The 18,234-nt window shown below is 54.7% G+C and carries 11 protein-coding genes; 4 read left to right on the forward strand and 7 right to left on the reverse strand.

Annotation, left to right across the window (positions count from 1 at the left end; all coding sequences use genetic code 11):
• Positions 1 to 75: 75 nt before the first annotated feature.
• Complete coding sequence (locus ABEA92_RS23480; protein WP_345686811.1) at positions 76 to 1,413, reverse strand: glucoamylase family protein; 1,338 nt, start codon at positions 1,411 to 1,413, stop codon at positions 76 to 78.
• A 630-nt stretch (positions 1,414 to 2,043) separates the two neighbouring features.
• Here ABEA92_RS23480 and ABEA92_RS23485 point away from each other — a divergent pair.
• Together ABEA92_RS23485 and mdoH are read left to right on the forward strand one after the other, a co-directional pair.
• Entirely contained in the window at positions 2,044 to 2,316 is a 273-nt protein-coding gene (locus ABEA92_RS23485) for a hypothetical protein (protein WP_345686813.1), read from the forward strand.
• A gap of 277 nt (positions 2,317 to 2,593) precedes the next feature.
• Positions 2,594 to 4,648, forward strand: a complete 2,055-nt coding sequence (mdoH, locus tag ABEA92_RS23490) for a glucans biosynthesis glucosyltransferase MdoH (protein ID WP_345686815.1) — start codon at positions 2,594 to 2,596, stop codon at positions 4,646 to 4,648.
• Between the two features lie 227 nt (positions 4,649 to 4,875).
• On the opposite strand, the gene ABEA92_RS23495 is transcribed toward mdoH, so the two are convergent.
• From ABEA92_RS23495 to ABEA92_RS23505, 3 genes are all read right to left on the reverse strand, one after another.
• On the reverse strand, positions 4,876 to 5,367 hold the full coding sequence (locus ABEA92_RS23495; protein ID WP_345686817.1) for a Dps family protein: 492 nt from the start codon (positions 5,365 to 5,367) through the stop codon (positions 4,876 to 4,878).
• Positions 5,368 to 5,676: 309 nt separating this feature from the next.
• Positions 5,677 to 6,234, reverse strand: coding sequence for a TIGR03067 domain-containing protein (locus ABEA92_RS23500; RefSeq protein ID WP_345686819.1), 558 nt, complete (start codon positions 6,232 to 6,234; stop codon positions 5,677 to 5,679).
• A 69-nt stretch (positions 6,235 to 6,303) separates the two neighbouring features.
• A complete protein-coding gene (locus ABEA92_RS23505; protein ID WP_345686821.1) occupies positions 6,304 to 6,525 on the reverse strand; it encodes a carbon storage regulator in 222 nt (73 codons plus the stop codon).
• Between the two features lie 585 nt (positions 6,526 to 7,110).
• Between ABEA92_RS23505 and ABEA92_RS23510 the strand changes: the two genes are divergently transcribed.
• Both ABEA92_RS23510 and ABEA92_RS23515 read left to right on the forward strand, forming a co-directional pair.
• Positions 7,111 to 7,407: a Rho termination factor N-terminal domain-containing protein gene (locus tag ABEA92_RS23510; RefSeq protein ID WP_345686823.1), complete on the forward strand. Its 297-nt coding sequence runs from the start codon at positions 7,111 to 7,113 to the stop codon at positions 7,405 to 7,407.
• 154 nt (positions 7,408 to 7,561) lie between these two features.
• Complete coding sequence (locus ABEA92_RS23515; RefSeq protein ID WP_345686825.1) at positions 7,562 to 8,725, forward strand: diadenylate cyclase; 1,164 nt, start codon at positions 7,562 to 7,564, stop codon at positions 8,723 to 8,725.
• A 56-nt stretch (positions 8,726 to 8,781) separates the two neighbouring features.
• On the opposite strand, the gene ABEA92_RS23520 is transcribed toward ABEA92_RS23515, so the two are convergent.
• From ABEA92_RS23520 to ABEA92_RS23530, 3 genes are all read right to left on the reverse strand, one after another.
• Positions 8,782 to 9,135, reverse strand: a complete 354-nt coding sequence (locus tag ABEA92_RS23520) for a hypothetical protein (RefSeq protein WP_345686827.1) — start codon at positions 9,133 to 9,135, stop codon at positions 8,782 to 8,784.
• Positions 9,136 to 9,241: 106 nt separating this feature from the next.
• Positions 9,242 to 17,845, reverse strand: a complete 8,604-nt coding sequence (locus tag ABEA92_RS23525) for a PAS domain S-box protein (protein WP_345686829.1) — start codon at positions 17,843 to 17,845, stop codon at positions 9,242 to 9,244.
• 127 nt (positions 17,846 to 17,972) lie between these two features.
• On the reverse strand, positions 17,973 to 18,188 hold the full coding sequence (locus tag ABEA92_RS23530; protein WP_345686831.1) for a MerR family transcriptional regulator: 216 nt from the start codon (positions 18,186 to 18,188) through the stop codon (positions 17,973 to 17,975).
• Between the last annotated feature and the right edge of the window lie 46 nt (positions 18,189 to 18,234).

Genomic DNA, 18,234 nt, shown 5'->3' on the forward strand with positions numbered 1-18,234 from the left:
CGGGGTGAAAAGAGTGAACCCATCGGGATTGACTTCGAAAGCAACAAGTGTGCCATTGAGTCGGCGGTCGGCGTGCTACGCGAATCCAGCGAGACTTAAAGCTCGGGTTGCTGCAGGATGTCGCATGAACGCCTCCCAAACCCCACCGGTCAATAGGTTTTCGGCCATGACCAGCGTGATTCCGGTGTCGATTCCGATCACGTCACGGCCAACCCAATGGGTCGCCGGATTGTAGGCGTTCACGAAACCATAGCGGGAAAAGATTTTGTCGCCGAAGTGTTGCTTTTGGTAACGCAGTGTATGCAAGGCTTGTTGGGGCACGATCGCCAACCCACCCGCTGCGGCGCTGGGAACAATCGTTCCATCGATATCACGGTCGGGTTCGCAGCGGCCGTTTTCGTACGGGCCACCCCAATCGCGGTACCCGCCGGCGCTATCGCTGCTGGTTAACCCCCACATGTCGTTGCCGTAATGTTGCATTTGCGATGGATAACGGCGGCCGAGCTCGGTCATGAACGCGATTTGCGCATGGTGAGCTCGCACCGAATTGTCCCAATAACTGCGTCCGCTGGCGGATCGAACATTGCGAAAATCGAAAAACGCCATCGGATACTGGTGTACAAACAGCGGTGGATAACTGATGAAGTCTTCGCCGTCGTGTTGCAACACCGGCGAGCGACGCCATGCTTGCCAACATCGTGGCGGGATGGGCGAGCTCGGTGCCCCAATCGCCAACAATACCAGTACGATCAGTTCGCTGAAACTGTCCCACTGATGCGGGATCATGCCCGATTCGGGGGTCCACCCCATGTGCAACAAATCGTTCGCCCCGAGCATCCATTGCCAATCCACACGGCGGTAAAGTTCGTCTGCTAAGTGGACGATTTCCAGGTCATCCGAAAATGTCGTCGCTGCGGTCATGGCTCCGGTCAATAACAGCGCCGTATCGATCGAGGATGCTTCAGCTCCTTTGGATCGTTTGCCGCTGGCGGCATCAAAAAAGTGGTAGACAAATCCCTTTTTGTGGTGAGCCAACTTGACTAGCGAATACAGCAATTGGCGAGTCCGATCGGCGGCATGTTCGCGAGGAACCCACTCGGATTGGGCGGCCACGCTGTGGGCTGCTAATCCAAACCCGCACGCCGCCGAGCTCGCATGATCACTGAACCACGATCCGTCCGTGGCTCCGCGGTCCGAAATGAACCCTGTACTTGGATGGGCGGCATCGACAAAGAATTGATAGCAACGTTGTTGCAGATCACGCAGGAAACTGTGGTCGCTCTGTTCCATCAATGCAGGCTCTCGACGAAGCGAGGAAACGAGTTGTGCATCGGCAGCCTTGGCTTTTGGCAACAGATTCGAAGGAGCCAACGAAAGCGACAGTCCCGTCGCCAAAAAGGTGCGTCGCTTCATTGCGAGCCTATTTGTAGGTGGGGGGGAGCGAGGATTGTGATGGTTTCGCTTGGGGGGGGCAGCGATAAAACGCGAAAAGCCTAAGAACCCATGGGACCTGCTTTACTGAGAAGCAACCGGTTGGTCGCAAATTGAGCAGCAAAACGCGGGCGGCATGGGGAACTTTGACGGTTCGGCGGACATTGCTGCTGTCCACGGAAACTTCACAATCGAAATGCTAAATAATCTTTCCTACGGTGTTAATGGCAAAATGTTCCCGCACAGCGGTTCAATGTGAACCTTACCCCCCTAGTGCAAGGCGGGGCCTCTTTAATCCGACTCTGCTGGCGGGTGGTAAAAGAATTCGCGTCGGTGTGGACGATGTTGTGGCACAACGTTTGTACTTACCTAGCAAACGTAGGGAACACGGAGCGTTACTCGCTCAACTTTTCAGCTTATCCAAGGATCTATCTCATGTCCGTTTCACAAACAGCGTTCTGCACAGGTGCTTCCTTTAGCATGCCTTGTGCAACACCATATCCATCGAACCACGATCACTCACGTCAACAAGTGAAATCCTACTTGCAAAAGTGTGGCGTTTCCGACGATCGGGCCGCCGTTGAAAGTGATCGAATCGTGAACCAAGCGGCAATGAGAATCCAATCGCAATCCGCTCCGGGAACCACCACCGATTTGACGACCGCGTCGATCAAGTTGGCGATCGAAGAATTAACACGGATGCCTGCGCAACCCCAGTTGGCTCGCCAAGTGATCCCTGCGTCGATCGATCGACCGATGTGGAATGCGAGTCCCATTCGTCGCGCCGCACCGCTGCGAATGCAGTGGTGGGTTACGCAATTATTTGGCGGCAATCGAATGGCGGTCTTGAAAGGACGTCGACGGTACGCCGAGCAACAGAACTAGCGAATGCTGCGGAGCGTTCCGCAGGTTCAATGGCAACTTGTTATTCAACACAAGTCGTTTGATGATGATGTTTTTGCCGATGACGGCGGGCGGTAACTGCGGACGTGGTTCACGATAACCGTGCACGGACCTGCGGTTAGCGTTGTCGGCGAGTGGGGCTCTGGGCGTGTTTCCTTGGGGCGTGTCCCCTGGGTGGCGTCCGAGCAATTGATCTTGGCGGCGTGAGCCCTTCTTCTCTCTCTTGAAAGTCCGCACTAAGACGGACGAGGCTACCGTTATGCAAAGTCCGAATCAAAATTCAAATATGTCCAGTCCTGCTCGTGCGACCAAGTGGATTCGCCGAGGGGGGTTTTTGTGGACGTTGATCGCAACCGCGATCGGCACCGCGACCTATTACTGGGTGATCGCTGGTGGGAACCATCTGAATCTGTTCGAGCTGCTCAGCTTGCCACTGTTCGCGTTGCTGTTTGGTTGGATCGTCTTTTCGTTTTCGCTCGCAACATTGGGGTTCGTTTGTTTGTGGCGTCGCCCGGTTTCCATGGAACCGCCGCGATCGGCGTCGTCGATTTCGCCAGGCGAAGTCCCCATATCGGCCAGCACGCCAACCAGCACGGCAGCCCGAACGGCGGTCCTAATGCCGGTCTACAACGAATCGCCACACCGCGTGTTTGCGGGGATCGAAGCGATGCTGTCGTCGCTACGGTCGATCGATGCGGTAGGGCAATTTGACTTCTACGTGCTGAGCGATTCGACCAATCACGAAATTTGGCTTCAAGAGGAACGTGCATGGTCAGAGTTGCTGCGACGCCACGGCGAGGACGTGAACGTCTACTATCGCCATCGCCCCAAAAACATCGCTCGTAAAGCGGGCAACATCGCCGATTTCTGTGGTCGCTGGGGTAGCCGATATCGTTACATGATCGTGTTGGATGCGGACAGCTTGGTTGACGCGACAACCATGGTTGAATTGGTGCGGCGGATGGAAGCCGACGACGCGTTGGGCATCCTGCAAGTGCCACCGACCCCGGTGGGACGAAGCTCGTTGTTCGCACGTTTGCAACAGTTTTCAGCCCACGTGTACGGTCCCATTTTCGTCGCAGGGTTTGCCAAGTGGGCGGGCGACGAAGGCAATTATTGGGGACACAATGCGATCATCCGCATCAAGCCCTTTCTCAGGCACTGCGGCCTTCCCGTGCTGCCCGGCAAGGCACCGCTGGGAGGCGAAATTCTCAGTCATGACTTTGTCGAAGCCGCGTTGATGCTGCGAGCCGGTTGGAAAGTCCAATTGGCGACCGATTTAGCAGGCAGTTATGAAGAATGTCCAACCACGATCGCTGACTACGCCCAACGCGACCAACGATGGTGTCAGGGGAATCTTCAGCATCTGCAGCTGTTGATCAGCGAAGGCTTTCGTCCGCTCAGCCGATTGCATTTTGCTTCGGGAGTGATGTCGTACGTGGCATCGCCGATTTGGATCTTGTTCACCGCACTATGCGTTATCGGAACGATCTTGGATCGCATCGCCGAGCCTGGTTCTCGGGGACCTCAGTTCGATTCTGGGGCCTTGATCCTGTTTGTCGTTTCGATGTCGCTGTTGTTGCTACCCAAATTTTGGAGTCTGCTGATCGCGATGCGAGACTCGCAGTCGGTAGGATTGCTTGGGGGGCGTCTGCGGCTGGTGGCCAGCGTCGCGGTTGAAGTCGTGGCGTCGGTGTTGTTGTCGCCAATCATGGCGATCTATCACAGCCGATTCGTGTTGGCGACCTTGCGAGGCACGAACGTCAAATGGGGCGCGCAAACGCGGGACGAGCAAGGGGTCGCATGGCGGGACGCGGCCAAACGGTTTGGCTTTGTCACGTTGCTAAGCATCGGGGTTACCGCGGCGCTAGCCATTTATGCGCCAGCGTTCCTGATCTGGTTTTCGCCATTGTTGGCCGGTTTGATTCTGTCGATTCCGATCGATGTCGCGATGGGCAGCCAGTGGCTTGGCTGTGTGTTACGCGATTACCGGATCCTGATGATTCCTGAAGAGACATCGCCGAGTCAGCTAAAGCGAGATCACGAGCATGCGCTGAGTCAATCTGCTGCGAAGTCGTTGTTCAGCGATTCATTGTTTGAGCAAGTGATCTTTGATCCCGAGTTCTTTCTACTGCATCGTCGCATTCAGCTCGCCAGCGAGGCGAACATTGCAATGCCGACCAATCAGCGAAAGGCAATCGAGGCCGCATGGAGTACAAGTGGCATGGCGGGGATCCCCGAAGAGTCGCGTGCGGCCGTCTTGGCCGATGCCGAAACGTTGATGGCGCTGCACCTCGAGTCGCAATCGAAGTAATCCAGCCGCGAGGTCAACGAGGGGAAGGCCAACACGTGAGGGGGCAGCGTGGGGGCCAACGTGGGGCGAAGTGAGCCTAGGGCAGTTAGGGCCGAGTGCGTTGTGCCGCCCCTGCTAGAAATGCCGTATGGCTCGTGCCAAGTAAGTCAGATGGCCCGAAAAGCGATGGCCCGAAAAGCGATGGCCGGTGTGGCACCGGCCATCTCGCTCGCGATGCGATTGGCGATTTAAACCACTTCTTGGGTTTGCAGCATCCAGAGGTGCTTTTCAAGGGCTGAGGAGATGCCAATACACATGTCTTCGCTGATCGGGTCGAGATCGCCAAGTTTTTCGATCGCACTGCGTAGCGAATCGATCGTCGTTTTCACCGCGTCCGCCGACAGCGTTACCGTCTCGCTGAACTTAACGAATTCGCGAGGGTAAGTGGACAATTCGCTCGATTCCGCGACGGTGGCGGCGCGTCCATCAGGGACAACGCCCAAGGTGCTGATCCGTTCGGCGACCTCGTCGCTGGCTTCACGAACGGTCGCAATGATTTCATCGAGTTGCAGATGAATGCTGCGGAAATTCGGGCCCACGACATTCCAATGGGCTTGTTTTAGTGTCAGAGCAAGATCGATCAAGTTGACCAAGTTTTGCTGCAATAAACCACAAACTTTGTCGTTGTTCTTGTCGCTAAGAATGTCTCGTTTGAAAACAGATTGGGTGTCAGTAGCCATGGTTTCTTCGAATTCATGATGTTATTAATTGGAACGCCCGGCTGGGGGATACCCCGTCCGCTGGCGATTCACACCTGAGTGAACATCGTGAATTCAAAGCAAACTTTGGACCAACTCGATTGCGACCGCCACAGAGGCAGCGGTGGCGTATTTCAGTCCTCGCAATCTTGCCGAGTCTTAGTGCAATTTCTTAGGCATTCAAGCCGGCGTGGATGCGGAGCAGCCAAGCTGGTCATAAAACGCGCAGGCGAGAAGCCAGGTGAGCCGATTCGCTCGCGACCGGCTCGCTGATGGTTCGCGATCCCCTCGCTATTCTTTTTCGCTTTCGATCGTTTTGCCGAGTCCGGGGACGGGATCGCCCTGGTCCTTTTGCAGGGTAAACAGCATGATCTTGCTACCCTTGGGCGATTTGAATTCCGTAGGTCGCTCGGCACCGGGCAACGCATAGCACAAAACCCAGCGGTTTTTGCCATCGAATTTCAGGATGCCTGACGTCATCGTTTCCTGGGCTTGATCCGCTGGGCGGTCCTGCTTTTCACGAGCGACTTCGCTGGGACGCGCCGTATCGGGAACCGATGTCATCGTGATGTGCATCGGGTCTTGAGAATCATCGACGGTAAAGACGGCTTGGAAGCGTTGTTGTTGATCACGGTCGTAGGTCACAATCAAGTTAGCAGTGACCGACACGGTGCTGCCGTCGAGTTCTTGTTTGGATAGTTCACGTCCTTGGTTGACGCCTTCGACGATTTTCCATCTGCCTTGCATTCTTTCGTTTGCGGTGTCGCTCGATTTTTCATCCGCATGGCTCGTCGCGGAAAAAGAAATGCCCACGGCGATCGCCGTTGCCATCAAAATGGTGTAACGCATGGTTCTCTCGTTTTATAGAAGAGGTGGTTTTAAGGAACAGGGTTTCGCTGTTGCTCGAAACGCAGCAGCTCAAGCGGATCGGCGCAGGTAGTCTTGCAAGCGACTGACCGAGACGTTTTCTCGCGGCGAACCAGTTCGCGGCGTTGACCTAAGTTCTGCACGCCGGATGGGCACTTCGCGTGGAGCCTCGATCGCGAGTTGGACGCGATTGCCTTGAGTGCGATGGACGGTCAGGACAATGTCGTCGCCAAGTCGAATCGATTCACCTGATTTGCGGCTAAGAACTAACATGATTTCATCCTTGAAGTTGTGTTTAAAAAATCCTTTAGTTACTACTGATTTGCGTGGTCATCCGAATCAGCACTTGGCGTGCCGCACAAGAGGGTTGACAGAGGCAGACGCTGATTTTTTGCCGACAAACACGCTTTTTCGCGTGCTTTTGTGGGATTTGCCAAGATCGCTTTGCTTGGTCGTGATGTGAAAAGTCGCGTTTGTCTGCCAAGCGGGTTGATCGGACATCACTTCAATACCAAGTGGTCGTCCATGTCTGTCGCCGGTTGGTCGTGCTGAGCCTTGCCCACATTCAAATTAGTCTCCCTGACTCATCCATCGATGTCCCATTGCAGCGACGAATGAAGGGGGACTCTATGGATTTGCGGGGGGATTCGCATGGCACGCAAAATGCATCTTTGACTTTGCGGGGCTAGCATCAAGCAATCAGCGTCACAGCTTTTCTTTGAACGCGTCCACGGTTTCACTGGGCTCCCTGCTTCCTGGGATCCATGCTTCAAAGTGATGTCGCGGATGCGAGCTTGCACCCGATGGGAAATCCGATCAAACATCCGCTGACAAGATCAATGGCGAGGGAGGGCGATCATGGTTAAATGGTCTGATAAAGACGAACGACAGTACGATCACATCAAGCAGAGTCAACTTGAACGTGGCAAGTCCGAGGACGATGCCGAAGAGGTGGCCGCGCGGACGGTCAATAAACAACGTCGTCACGAAGGCCGGACTCCGAATCAAAAGACGCAAGGCACGGGGAACCCCAACACACGACTCGAAGAGCGTACGGTGGATGAACTGAGGAATTTGGCGGCGGACCTGGAAATTTCGGGACGCAGCAAAATGAACAAGGCCGATTTGATCGACGCGATTCGAAGTCGTCGCTAGATCGCCGCGGCACGCGTCCGCGGCAACTTTCGGTTACGAGGTAGTAAAGGTCGTGGCGAAGGTCTTGGATAAAGACCGCTACGACCTTCGTTTTGAAATGCAAGACCCAACCGGTCAGTAAGAACACGATTGTGATCACGCAAAGTGAGTTTAAATGCGGCGTCATTTGAATGAATTGATCGAGCAGATTCGCTTAGCCGATGCTTTGGACATCGGTATCGTGACGCTATTGATCTACGTTGGCTTGGTTTGGTTACGACATCGGTCAACCCAGTCGCTTGGGGTGATGATTGCGTTGTTGGCCGCCCTGTATGTCTTAGCAGGGTGGTTGGAAATGTATTTGACCACGATGATTTTCCAGTACGGGATCATCGCGATCCTCTTTTCGATCATTGTGATCTTTCAGCAGGATATTCGGCACGGCATCGAGCGGCTGGTGTCGTCACGATGGCTACGGCAGGGCACCCATGACTCATCCGATTCAGGCATCATCGATACGATTGTCGAATCAGTGGCGGCGCTTGCTCGTGATCAGATCGGTGCCTTGATTGTGTTCCCAGGCCGTGAACCGCTGACCCGGCACATGCGTGGTGGCGTGTTGGTGGATGCCGAGATCAGTGAACCGCTGCTGTTGAGCATCTTTCATCCCCAATCACCCGGCCATGATGGTGCGGTGTTGATTGAAGATTCGCGGATACGGCAGCTAAGTTTGCATCTGCCGTTATCGTCCAATTTGACGAAAGTGCAAGGCAGCGGAACTCGTCATACCGCTGCGTTGGGATTGTCCGAGTGCTGTGATGCCTTGGTGGTTGTCGTCTCCGAAGAACGTGGGACGATCACCACCGCGCATGGCGGCGAACTGACCGAGGTCGATCCCGCAGGCTTGGCTCAAAGGCTCGAGCAATTTTTGGCTAGCCAGACCGTGACGAACGATTTGCGAGGCGAGAGCGGATGGGACCGATGGTTCATGGGGTTCGCGTCGCTGTCGCTGGCGGTTTTGCTGTGGATTTTGTTTGCGTATCAAACGGCCACGCTACAGCGAACGATCATTGTGCCGATCGAATATCGAAATTTGGCCGCTGATTGGGTCGTCGCCGAGCCGCGATCAAGTTATGCCGAGGTGACGTTGGTGGGATCGGATAAAGCATTCAAAATTCTTGACGTTTCAGCAATCACGGTCTCGTTGGAACTCGAGGATGTGCAATTGGGAATCCCGAAGCGGTTGTCCACCGAGCAGGCCTTGACCAACGTCCCGAGCGAATTGAGTGTCAACGAGATCGTACCTCGGTGGGTTGATGTGATCGTTCGCAAAAAATGACGGACGAATGCTCGGTGAGATCATCGATCCGATTTGTATGCCCGGTTTGAACCGCTCTAGTTGCTGACCGTCAATGCCGTGATCGAGGTAGTCAACGATTCGATCGCAGGTTTACAAGCCAACCATAGCGCATTGCCACGTTCGCGATTGCCGGCCCGGGCCGCGTCGATCACCATTTGCAGCTCTTTGACGGGAGTTCCGGTCTCGAAGGTACTCAGCAATCCTTTCAAACTGTGCCCGGTGGCGGCAGCGTCCTGGAGTTGGTCGTTTTCGAAATGATGTTCGAGATCGTTGACCAATTGCGGAGCATCCTCGCTGACCAGCGCTGCCATCGTAACCAGCAATTCACAGTCGCCTCCCACACGGTCGATCGCTTCTTGAAAGCGTTTTTTTTGTTCGGGTGTCAGCATCGCCTTTTTCGCTTACGGCCTGGAAACGGCCTTGAGATAGTGTAGAGCTTCAGTGTAATTGGTGATTTGCGGGTTTCACCCCCTGCTGCATTCCGTGTGCCGTAGCTCAACGGGTTTCGTGAGCTCCGCTGGTAAAGCGGTGCACCATTTGGGTCAATCGTTGGACGTTGATCGGTTTACTCAGGTAATCATTGCAGCCGCTTTCGATGCACCGATTCATATCCCCCTGCATCGCGTCGGCGGTCAATGCGATGATGGGACCGTCGAATCCGAGTCGACGGAGCCGCTCGGCGGTTTGGTATCCATCGAGTCGCGGCATCTGCATGTCCAGCAGAATCAAATCGTAGGAGCGGCCTTTTTGGACCATTTCCTCCACCATTTGGATCGCAACTTCGCCATCCTCGGCTTCGTTGACTTTGGCGCCTGCTTTTTTCAGCAACGATTTGCTGAGAAAACGAATGTCGCGGCGGTCGTCGACGACCAAGACGTGGCAGTCCAAGCGGATCGCTTCGGCAGGCGTGGGGCTGGCCACCGGTTCGGTCGTCAATTTGGGCTGGATCATTTGCACGTCGTCAATGTCGCCGGTGGAGATCGAGACGGTAAATTTGCTGCCTCTGCTCAATTCGCTCTCGACCGAGATTTCACCCCCTAACATCTCGGTCAACCGTTTGCTGATCGCCAACCCGAGACCGGTGCCGCCAAATTCGCGGTTGACGTTGCCGTCGCCTTGCGAAAAAGGTTGGAACAATCGCTGCTGCTGTTCCCGGCTCATGCCGATACCCGAGTCGACAATTTCAAACTGCAATCTTCCACGATCGTGTTGCTGGTCGATGTATCGCACAATGATTTTCACCATGCCTGCGGGAGTGAATTTGATTGCATTACCGACTAGATTAATCAGGACTTGTTTCAATCGCTTAGGGTCGGAGGTGATTTCGGCAGGAATTTTCCCGTGATACTCGACATCGAGTTCAAGGTTGCTCTCGGTCGCACGGACTTCCATGATCGAGCGAACGTCTTCGACCAAATGACTCGGAGCGAAACGCTGTTGGCTGATTTCAAATTTGCCCGCTTCGATTTTCGACAGGTCAAGAATATCGTTAATGATATCCAGCAAGAAACCACCGTTATGCCGGATCGTACGAACGTGCGAGAGCGTTTCGTCGTCGTTGACCTTTTCGGCGATCAAATCGGCATAGCCGAGGATCGCGGTCATCGGGGTACGGATTTCGTGACTCATGTTGGCCAAAAACGCACTCTTTGACTCGTTTGCGGCAACGGCCTGTTCACGTGCTTCTTTGAGCGATTGTTCGAACTCGTGTTGATTGGTGATGTCCAGCAGCGTGCCGATGATTTGCGACGGTCGCTTGTTGCCTTGGTTGCCTTTGGTCCACAGCGTTTTGGTTTGCAAACGCACCCAGCGCAATTCCCCGTCGAGCCGGATGACGCGAAGGTCAAGCGGCGTCATCAGTTTTCGTCGTGTTTGCGCGGCCTGCTGGAAGTATTCCTGGTATGCCGCCGCGTCTTCGGGGTAGACAAACGAAGGCGTTTCGTTCATCTGGATCTGGAACGCGTGATCTTCTGGGTAGCCAACAATTCGTTTGAACTCGGGTGAAAACATGACGTTCGAAGAACGCAAATCGACGTGCAGCATGCCAAAACCGGCCGCCTTGGCTGCCACGCTCAATCGTTGAGCGCTGAGGCGGATCTCGCGTTCATTTCGTTTTCGCTCGGTAATGTCCACGCCACTGGGCACGACAAAGGTCACCTCGCCTTTGTCGTTTCGAGCTGGGGCGATTCGGAATTGAAAGACACGTTTGGATCCGTCGGCGATCCAGTAATCCAATTCCATTTCAAGCGTTTCACCTGCGGCGGCGCGTTGAAACGAATCACGAATTGCCGACTGTACCTTGGCCGATCGACGCCACCACGGACATTCCCAAAACTTCTTGCCGATGATTTCCTCGCGAGTGTATCCGCATCCCGCGGTAGCGGTCTTGTTGACTTCGCTGACGTAACCGTCCAGGTCGATGACGCCGACGAAGATCAAAGTCACATCGAAAATGCCCTGTAGTTTTGTGTTGCTGCTCTCGAGGTTCTCGAGAGCCAACTTGATCGCTTCTTCGGATTCACGTCGAGTCGTGATATCAAGTTCGACTCCGATCATTTGCAGCGGCGAATCGCTGTCCTTGACGGAAAGATGGGCAAGCGACATCACCCAGCGATAGGCCTTGGAGGATCGTCGGATGCGGTATTCGCAACGATACGGCGTGCCCGACTGCAAACTGTGACGCAGCGACTGTTCGACATGATCGCGATCATCGGGATGGACCAGATCGAGAAACTCGGCGAGTCCCCCGAGCGGTCTGGCGGATTCCATTCCCGATTGTTTGCTCAATTCACCGGAACGATAGAATTTGTCAGCATTGATGTGCCATTGCCAAAGTTTCAGCTCCGCAGCACTTAGTGCCAAACGTAGACGTTCTTCGCTGGCGAGAATGCGACGTTCGGATTCCTTGGCGTCGGTGATGTCCCAGTTCAGCCCATGGATCCGCGTCACCTTGCCGTGTTCATCGCGCAGGATGGTGCCGACCGCCGCCAACCAAATCACTTGGCCATCGGGACGAATGATGCGGAATTCGGTTTCATAGGCATCACCCTTTTGGGTCGCCTGGCGCCACATTGATTTAAGCGCCGCAAGGTCGTCGGGATGGACGCTTTGAAAGAACAGTTCACTTGATGGGTTGTCTCGTCGAGGGATTCCCAATAGTTGGAACACAGAGTCTTCCCAAACGCTTTTCTCCTCGCTCCATTCCCAGGCCGCCATCGCACCGGCTTTGAGCGCCATCGACATTCGGCGTTCGCTTTCGATCAATCGCATCTGCGCTGCATAGCGTTCGCTGATATCGACGCCCGAGGGAATCAGGTACTCAATATTTCCGTTGGCATCCTGGACCGGTGCCATCATGAAATCGATCATCAGCGGATTGCCTTCCTTGGAATACAATCCGACATCAAACCGCACCGTTTCCCCCGCAAACGCGCGATCCATCGCGTCTCGCATTTGGTTGGCGACCGAGTCATCGTAAGTCCACCAAGCGCATTCGGCAAAATGTTTTCCGATCACATCCTCACGGCGGAGCCCAGCAATGCTCATCGAGCGATCGTCGACTTCTAATAGCTTGCCATCGCTTCCGATCACGCCAACAAGTCCGAGTTGATTGTTGATCACGCGGCGGAGGTGCGCTTCGCGGTCGGAAAGTTCCAATTCCCAGCGTTTTCGTTCAGTAATGTCACGGGAAACCGCGACGAGAAATTTAATTTGTTCTGATACACCACGGACCGCCGTGACGATCACGTCCCACCATTTAGGCGTTCCGTTTGCGGTGGGGCAATACGCTTGGAAGCTGCCGGTGCCGCCGTCGATGGCATCGGCAATGGCTTGAAGCACGTTGGACTGATTTTCGGCAGGCCACAACGTTTCCCAACGCTTTCCACGAAATGTCTCAAAATCCGCGATCTCAAACGAGGCAATCCCGGCGGAGTTCATCGTTAACATGCGGCCGTCTAAGTCGAGCACCTTGATGCAGTCGGGACTGCTCTCGATGATCGTTCGATTAAACTCTTCGCTTTCGCGCAGTGCGTCTTCGGCGCGGGCACGTTCAAGTCTCGCGTAAACTCGGGTGGTAAACTCTTGCAAAAAATCCTTTTCGTCAGCTTGCCAATGATGGGGTTCGCTGCGAATGGCGGCCAACACAAACTTCAATCTTCGGTCACTAACATAGGTTGCGGTGAACAGCGAACCAATTTTGAACTTGGCAAAACGCTCGACCGATTCGGCGGGACGCGACGAGCTTTGGCAGTCATCAATCGCGAGCGGTTGGCCTGCTAACAGAGCGTCCCGTTCGTGGTCGTCGTGGAAATCGGCAAGACCATGAATCCCGTCCAAGCTAGGAAGACTCTCGTCGGCAACGTGTTCGTGAAACACCTTGGCCGTTTCGTTTGTTTCATCGATTTCGACCAGCAAACATCGCGACAAGTTCATGTACTTCGCGATACGCGAGCAGGCCTGTTGGACAATCTCGTCAGCCGATAGCGGATTGACGAATGCAGATTGCAAATCGGCTAAAAATGCCAGATTCAATTCGCGTTGTTTGCGATCGGTGATGTCGACGGCAAAGCCGGTGATTTGCAGGGCATTGCCCTGCTCGTCGCGGTCCACAACGCCATGCACCTGTGACCAGATGATCCGTCCATCGGTCCCTCGGACGCAGCGGCACTCGAACTCTTCGCGTTCGGAATCCGAATGCAGGATCGAATCAATGACTTGCTGGACGACGGGGTGATCTTCGGGGATGACGATTTCCAAGAATCCCTCGGGAGTCCCCTTGAATTCGTTTTTGTCATAGCCGTACATCGCGTGCAGACGATCGGACCACGTGATTTGGTTTTTGGTAATATTCCAAACCCAACTGCCCATGCGGCCAGCGTCCAGTGCCAACGAAAGCGTTCGCTCACGCTGGATCATCTCGAGTTCGGCCTTTTTTCGTTCGCTGACGTCGCTTGCGATCGCGGTGATCGATAGTGGATTGCCCTGCGAATCACGCTGGATGACGCCGCGGCCGTAGGTCCAGATGACTTGTTGGTCATTGCCGCGAAAGATCCGGAAATCCATCTCGAATTCCTCGCACTGGCCCGCAAACGCCGCGTCAATGCGAGCTTGCACATAGTCGCGATCATCGGGGTGGATAATCTGCATGAACCCTTCGCTGGTCGTGACAAATTGATCGCGTTCGTAACCGAGTAACTCGTACAAGTGATCGGACCATGTCACATGATTCGACGCGATATCCCAGTGCCACGACCCCAATCGGCCAGCACGAAACGCCAGATCCAGGTCCTCGCGTTGTTTGGCCACCACACGCTCTGCTTCCTTGCGGTCGGCTACATCTAAAAATGTCACGACGCAGCCAATGGTTTTGCCGTCGCGGATCATTGGATAAGACCAATACTCGACATCAAAGGATGTCCCATCCGCTCTCCAGAAAATCTCGTCATCGACATGGACCTTAGCCCCGACGCGAAATGCCTCGTAGATATGACATTCGTCGTTGGGACAATGGGTACCATCGCGACGCGTGTGATGGATCAGCTGATGCATCTGTTTGCCGACAAGTTCGTCGGCAGCGTCAAAACCCAATAGTTTCGCGCACGATGCATTGGCGAACGTGCAGATGCCATCGGGATCGATGCCGTAGATGCCTTCGGCGGTGGAATTTAGCAGTGCAACGATTCGTTCATCGCGATCAAAGATCGTTTGCACGAATTGTTTGTGTTCGGTGATGTCACGCAGATACGCGGTAAAAAAAGGAGATCCGTCGCGTGATTTCGTCGCATTGATGGCCAGTTCGACCGGGAATTGTTCCCCGTTGGACCGCTGGGCCGTCAATTCGATCCGATGACCGATGACCTTGGATTGGCCGGACGCCAAATACCGCTGCAGTCCGCGGGTGTGCGCGTCGCGGAATTCTTCCGGAATGATGGTTTCGGCTAACAAACGTCCTTTCACGTCGTGTTGTTTGTAACCGAAGGTTTGCTCGGCAGCCGGATTGAAATCCACGATCCGGCCATCGACGTCCATGGTGATGATCGAATCCAGGGCCGATGCCAAGATGGCCGATTTGCGAGCCTCTTCGTCACGCAGGTTCACATCGGCTTGGCTGTGGCGAATGAATTGTCCCAATTCGATCCCAATCGATTGCAACATCGCCAAAAACGGTGGTTCGAATCGTCGAGAGCGGCGGGAAAAAATTTCGATCACGCCAAAGAAATCGCTGCCCACCACGATCGGCATCGCCATCGCATGCGTCAATCCCGCCTCGATCGCGTGCGTGCGAGAGAAATTCGTATCGGCCGACAACTTTTCAATCGAATGGACGCTCATCGATTGCCAAACACGGCCGGGCAACCCCTGGCCTTTGCTGAACTGAAACGCTTGGTTTTTAGCGGCAACTTGCTCCATCTCGGCGTCATGTGGTCCTACCGAGACATCCGTGCAATGCAGTGTTTGGTGCTGAGCGTCCGGTAGCCAGACCGCACAGATATCGGCCCTCAATGATTCACGAATCGCTTTGAGCACCTTGGGAACCGCAGTGTCAAACGACTTTGCTTCGGCCAGCAAACGGATGACGTTGTGTTCGGTGGTCATGCGAATCGACGCCTGCTTTTGCAGCGTGATGTCGATGAAGGTCAGGATCAACCCGTCGGCGGTTTCGCCACGCATGTATGGCAGCACGCGTCGCAGGAACCACCGTCCGTCATACGTTTCGATCTCGTCTTCGATTCGTCCACCATTGGCCGACAGATCCTTGGCATCGGGGATGGCGGGCATCTCGACCGCGACATGCGAAATGTCATCGAGCGGCCGTCCAATATCGCTGTCGATTAGACGATAAATCTGAGCGGCTGCTGGCGAGTACCAAATCGTGTTTTGCTTGGCATCTAAACAGATCGTTGCAATTTGGGTGCTGCGGAACAGGTTCTCGAGATCGCTATTGATGTTGGCGATGGCATCTCGGCTGGCACGAATCTCTTCACGCGACGTTTCCAGTTCTTCGTTTGCCGAATGCAACTCTTCGTTCATCGACAACAATTCTTCGTTAGACGACTTCAGCTCTTCGTTGGTCGCCTCCATATCCTGCATCGTCTGTTCAAGATCACTGCGAGTGGTCTCGAGTTCGCGTTCAATTTGAACAAGCAGCGAGTCGGTGTCGGGATGAAGTTCAGGGGGAAGCCGGTCCTCGCTCTCGTCACGCCGAATGGGCAGGCCAACATCATGAAAGACGACCAAGAATAGCGGAGTGTCTTCGCCCAGGCGTGGCATCGGTTGGACGGTCAACATCACACGTTGAACTTGATCGCCCTCACGTAGCGACAAATTTTCGTGCTGGACTCGGCGGCTGGTTCGTTTGGCTTCCGATATCGCGGCGCGCAAACCGATTTGCAATCCACTTGCCGCCATTTTGACAATGTTGTTTTCAAACGGCCCCGCAGTCAGATTCAGGTATTTTTTAATATTGGGCGACGTGGTCAACACTTTTCCCGATTCGTCAATGACCGCCGATTTCGGCGTGAACTCATCGAGCACAATTCGCTGCATCATGTCGGTCAAATCGACCGAGGAATCGGGTGTCATCGGCGATGGCGAAGCGGTCGTCGCCCGCGGCAAGAACCCGGTGGCGGTGGCCGATCCAATGGCCGTCCCTTTCCGCTGGGAAATGCGAGATTTGGCGTCGATTGGGCGAAACAATTCGCCATGCGAGGCGATGCTTTCGCTGGGACCGAGGAACAGAAAACCCGACGGCCGCAGCGCATAGTGAAATAGCGGGATCAGTTTCTTCTGCAGATGCGGTCCAAGGTAGATCAGCAGATTGCGACACGAGATCAGATCGAGGCGCGAAAACGGAGGATCGCTGATCAGATTGTGAATTGAAAACAGCACCAGCTCGCGAATCTCTTTGGAAACGTGATACTGGGTGCCCTGTTTGACGAAAAAACGTTTCAGTCGCGCGGGGGTGATCTGGTCGCGGATCCCAGCCGGGTACGTGCCGCGGCGGGCAATGGCTAACGAACGCTCGTCAATGTCGGTAGCAAAGATTTGCAGCTTGGGCGGATCCGCTAATTCGTCCATCACTTCGCGGCACAAGATCGCCATCGTGTACGCTTCCGCACCGTTGGCGCATCCGGCCACCCAAATGCGCACGCTGTCGTTTGGGTCACGGTTTTCAAAGAGTTTCGGCAAGACTTGGTGGCGGAGCGTTTCAAAGGCTTCGGGATCGCGGAAAAACGCGGTGACACCAATCAACAAGTCTCGAAACAGTGCATGGATCTCGTCGTGATGGTGTTGCAGATAATCAACGTATTGATCCACCGATGCGATCTTTCGCAATTGCATTCGTCGCTGGATACGACGCTGCAGTGTACTGGATTTGTAGTGCTGGAAATTATGCGAAGTGACCTTCTTTAGACTTTCGGCGATCACCGGAATCGCTGCTTCAATCTGCTGCTGCAATTGGTCCACGGAAACCGTCGCGACTTCCGTCGAGATATGGTTGGCATAACGCCGCAGTTCCCCTGCAATTTCGCGAGGCGGGATCACGTGATCCGCCACGCCCGTGACGGCGGCACTACGAGGCATCGAGTCGAATTTGGCGGATACAGGGTCTTGTGCAAACGTCAAACCGCCTCGATCGCTGATCGCTTTCAAACCGAGCGTGCCATCGCTGCCAGTGCCCGAGAGGATCACGCCGAGACCTCGGTGTTGCTGGTCCTCGGCAAGCGAATGGAGAAAATGATCGATGGTCGCGGTGCGGTGCACCTCCTCTTCGGATGGACGGACGCGAACCGAACCGCGGTTGATGTCAAGCAATTTGTGCGGCGGGCAAACGTAGACCGTGTTCACCCTTAACTCAGTGCCATCGGTCAGTTCCAACACTTGCATCGAGGTGGATTTCGATAGCAAGTCGACCAATAGCGATTTGCTTTGCGGATCGAGATGTTGGACGAACACGATGGCCATCCCCGGAGCGTCTCCGAGTGCCGTCAATAATTCCTGGAATGCTTCGAGTCCTCCGGCCGAAGCGCCCACGCCGACAATCAATGGCAACTTATCGTCGACGCGATTTCGCTCCGTTTTATTCTTAGGATTCATAGGCTTTTACCTTGCCATCGGGCACATCGTGCCACCGCAGCTCGTCGGATTACCCCACATGGTCTCGCTCGCGTTTTTGCAACTCCGCCGTCGCAGGCCGCATCGAGGTCGCACTTGTTGATGAAATTCACTCGTGCTCGCGTTTTGCGACGATCGCTGCGAGAAACGCGTCAAGGTCTTCTTGCCGGTAATAGCGATAGCCGGTCACCGGATGACGCGTTGGAACCAATCGCCCTGATTTATCCCAGTTCCGCAAAGTTTCGGCAGTCACGCTCAAATATTCTGCCGCTTCGCCAACCCGAAGCATTCCATCGAGCTTTCCCACCATCGATTTGACACCCATCGCAGCACCTTCCAAACCTTACAAACGTTGAGACGATGTCAAATTG

The sequence above is a fragment of the Novipirellula caenicola genome, from assembly GCF_039545035.1.
GTDB classification, from domain to species: Bacteria; Planctomycetota; Planctomycetia; order Pirellulales; family Pirellulaceae; genus Novipirellula; species Novipirellula caenicola.

Bases quoted from the DNA above. Each gene is read 5' to 3' on its own strand.
- ABEA92_RS23520 (WP_345686827.1), bottom strand. From the start codon at position 9,135: ATGCTGACACCCGAACAAAAAAAACGCTTTCAAGAAGCGATCGACCGT.
- ABEA92_RS23500 (WP_345686819.1), bottom strand. From the start codon at position 6,234: ATGCGTTACACCATTTTGATGGCAACGGCGATCGCCGTGGGCATTTCT.
- ABEA92_RS23480 (WP_345686811.1), bottom strand. From the start codon at position 1,413: ATGAAGCGACGCACCTTTTTGGCGACGGGACTGTCGCTTTCGTTGGCT.
- mdoH (WP_345686815.1), top strand. From the start codon at position 2,594: ATGCAAAGTCCGAATCAAAATTCAAATATGTCCAGTCCTGCTCGTGCG.
- ABEA92_RS23505 (WP_345686821.1), bottom strand. From the start codon at position 6,525: ATGTTAGTTCTTAGCCGCAAATCAGGTGAATCGATTCGACTTGGCGAC.
- ABEA92_RS23495 (WP_345686817.1), bottom strand. From the start codon at position 5,367: ATGGCTACTGACACCCAATCTGTTTTCAAACGAGACATTCTTAGCGAC.
- ABEA92_RS23510 (WP_345686823.1), top strand. From the start codon at position 7,111: ATGGTTAAATGGTCTGATAAAGACGAACGACAGTACGATCACATCAAG.
- ABEA92_RS23515 (WP_345686825.1), top strand. From the start codon at position 7,562: ATGCGGCGTCATTTGAATGAATTGATCGAGCAGATTCGCTTAGCCGAT.
- ABEA92_RS23485 (WP_345686813.1), top strand. From the start codon at position 2,044: ATGAGAATCCAATCGCAATCCGCTCCGGGAACCACCACCGATTTGACG.
- ABEA92_RS23525 (WP_345686829.1), bottom strand. From the start codon at position 17,845: ATGAATCCTAAGAATAAAACGGAGCGAAATCGCGTCGACGATAAGTTG.
- ABEA92_RS23530 (WP_345686831.1), bottom strand. From the start codon at position 18,188: ATGGGTGTCAAATCGATGGTGGGAAAGCTCGATGGAATGCTTCGGGTT.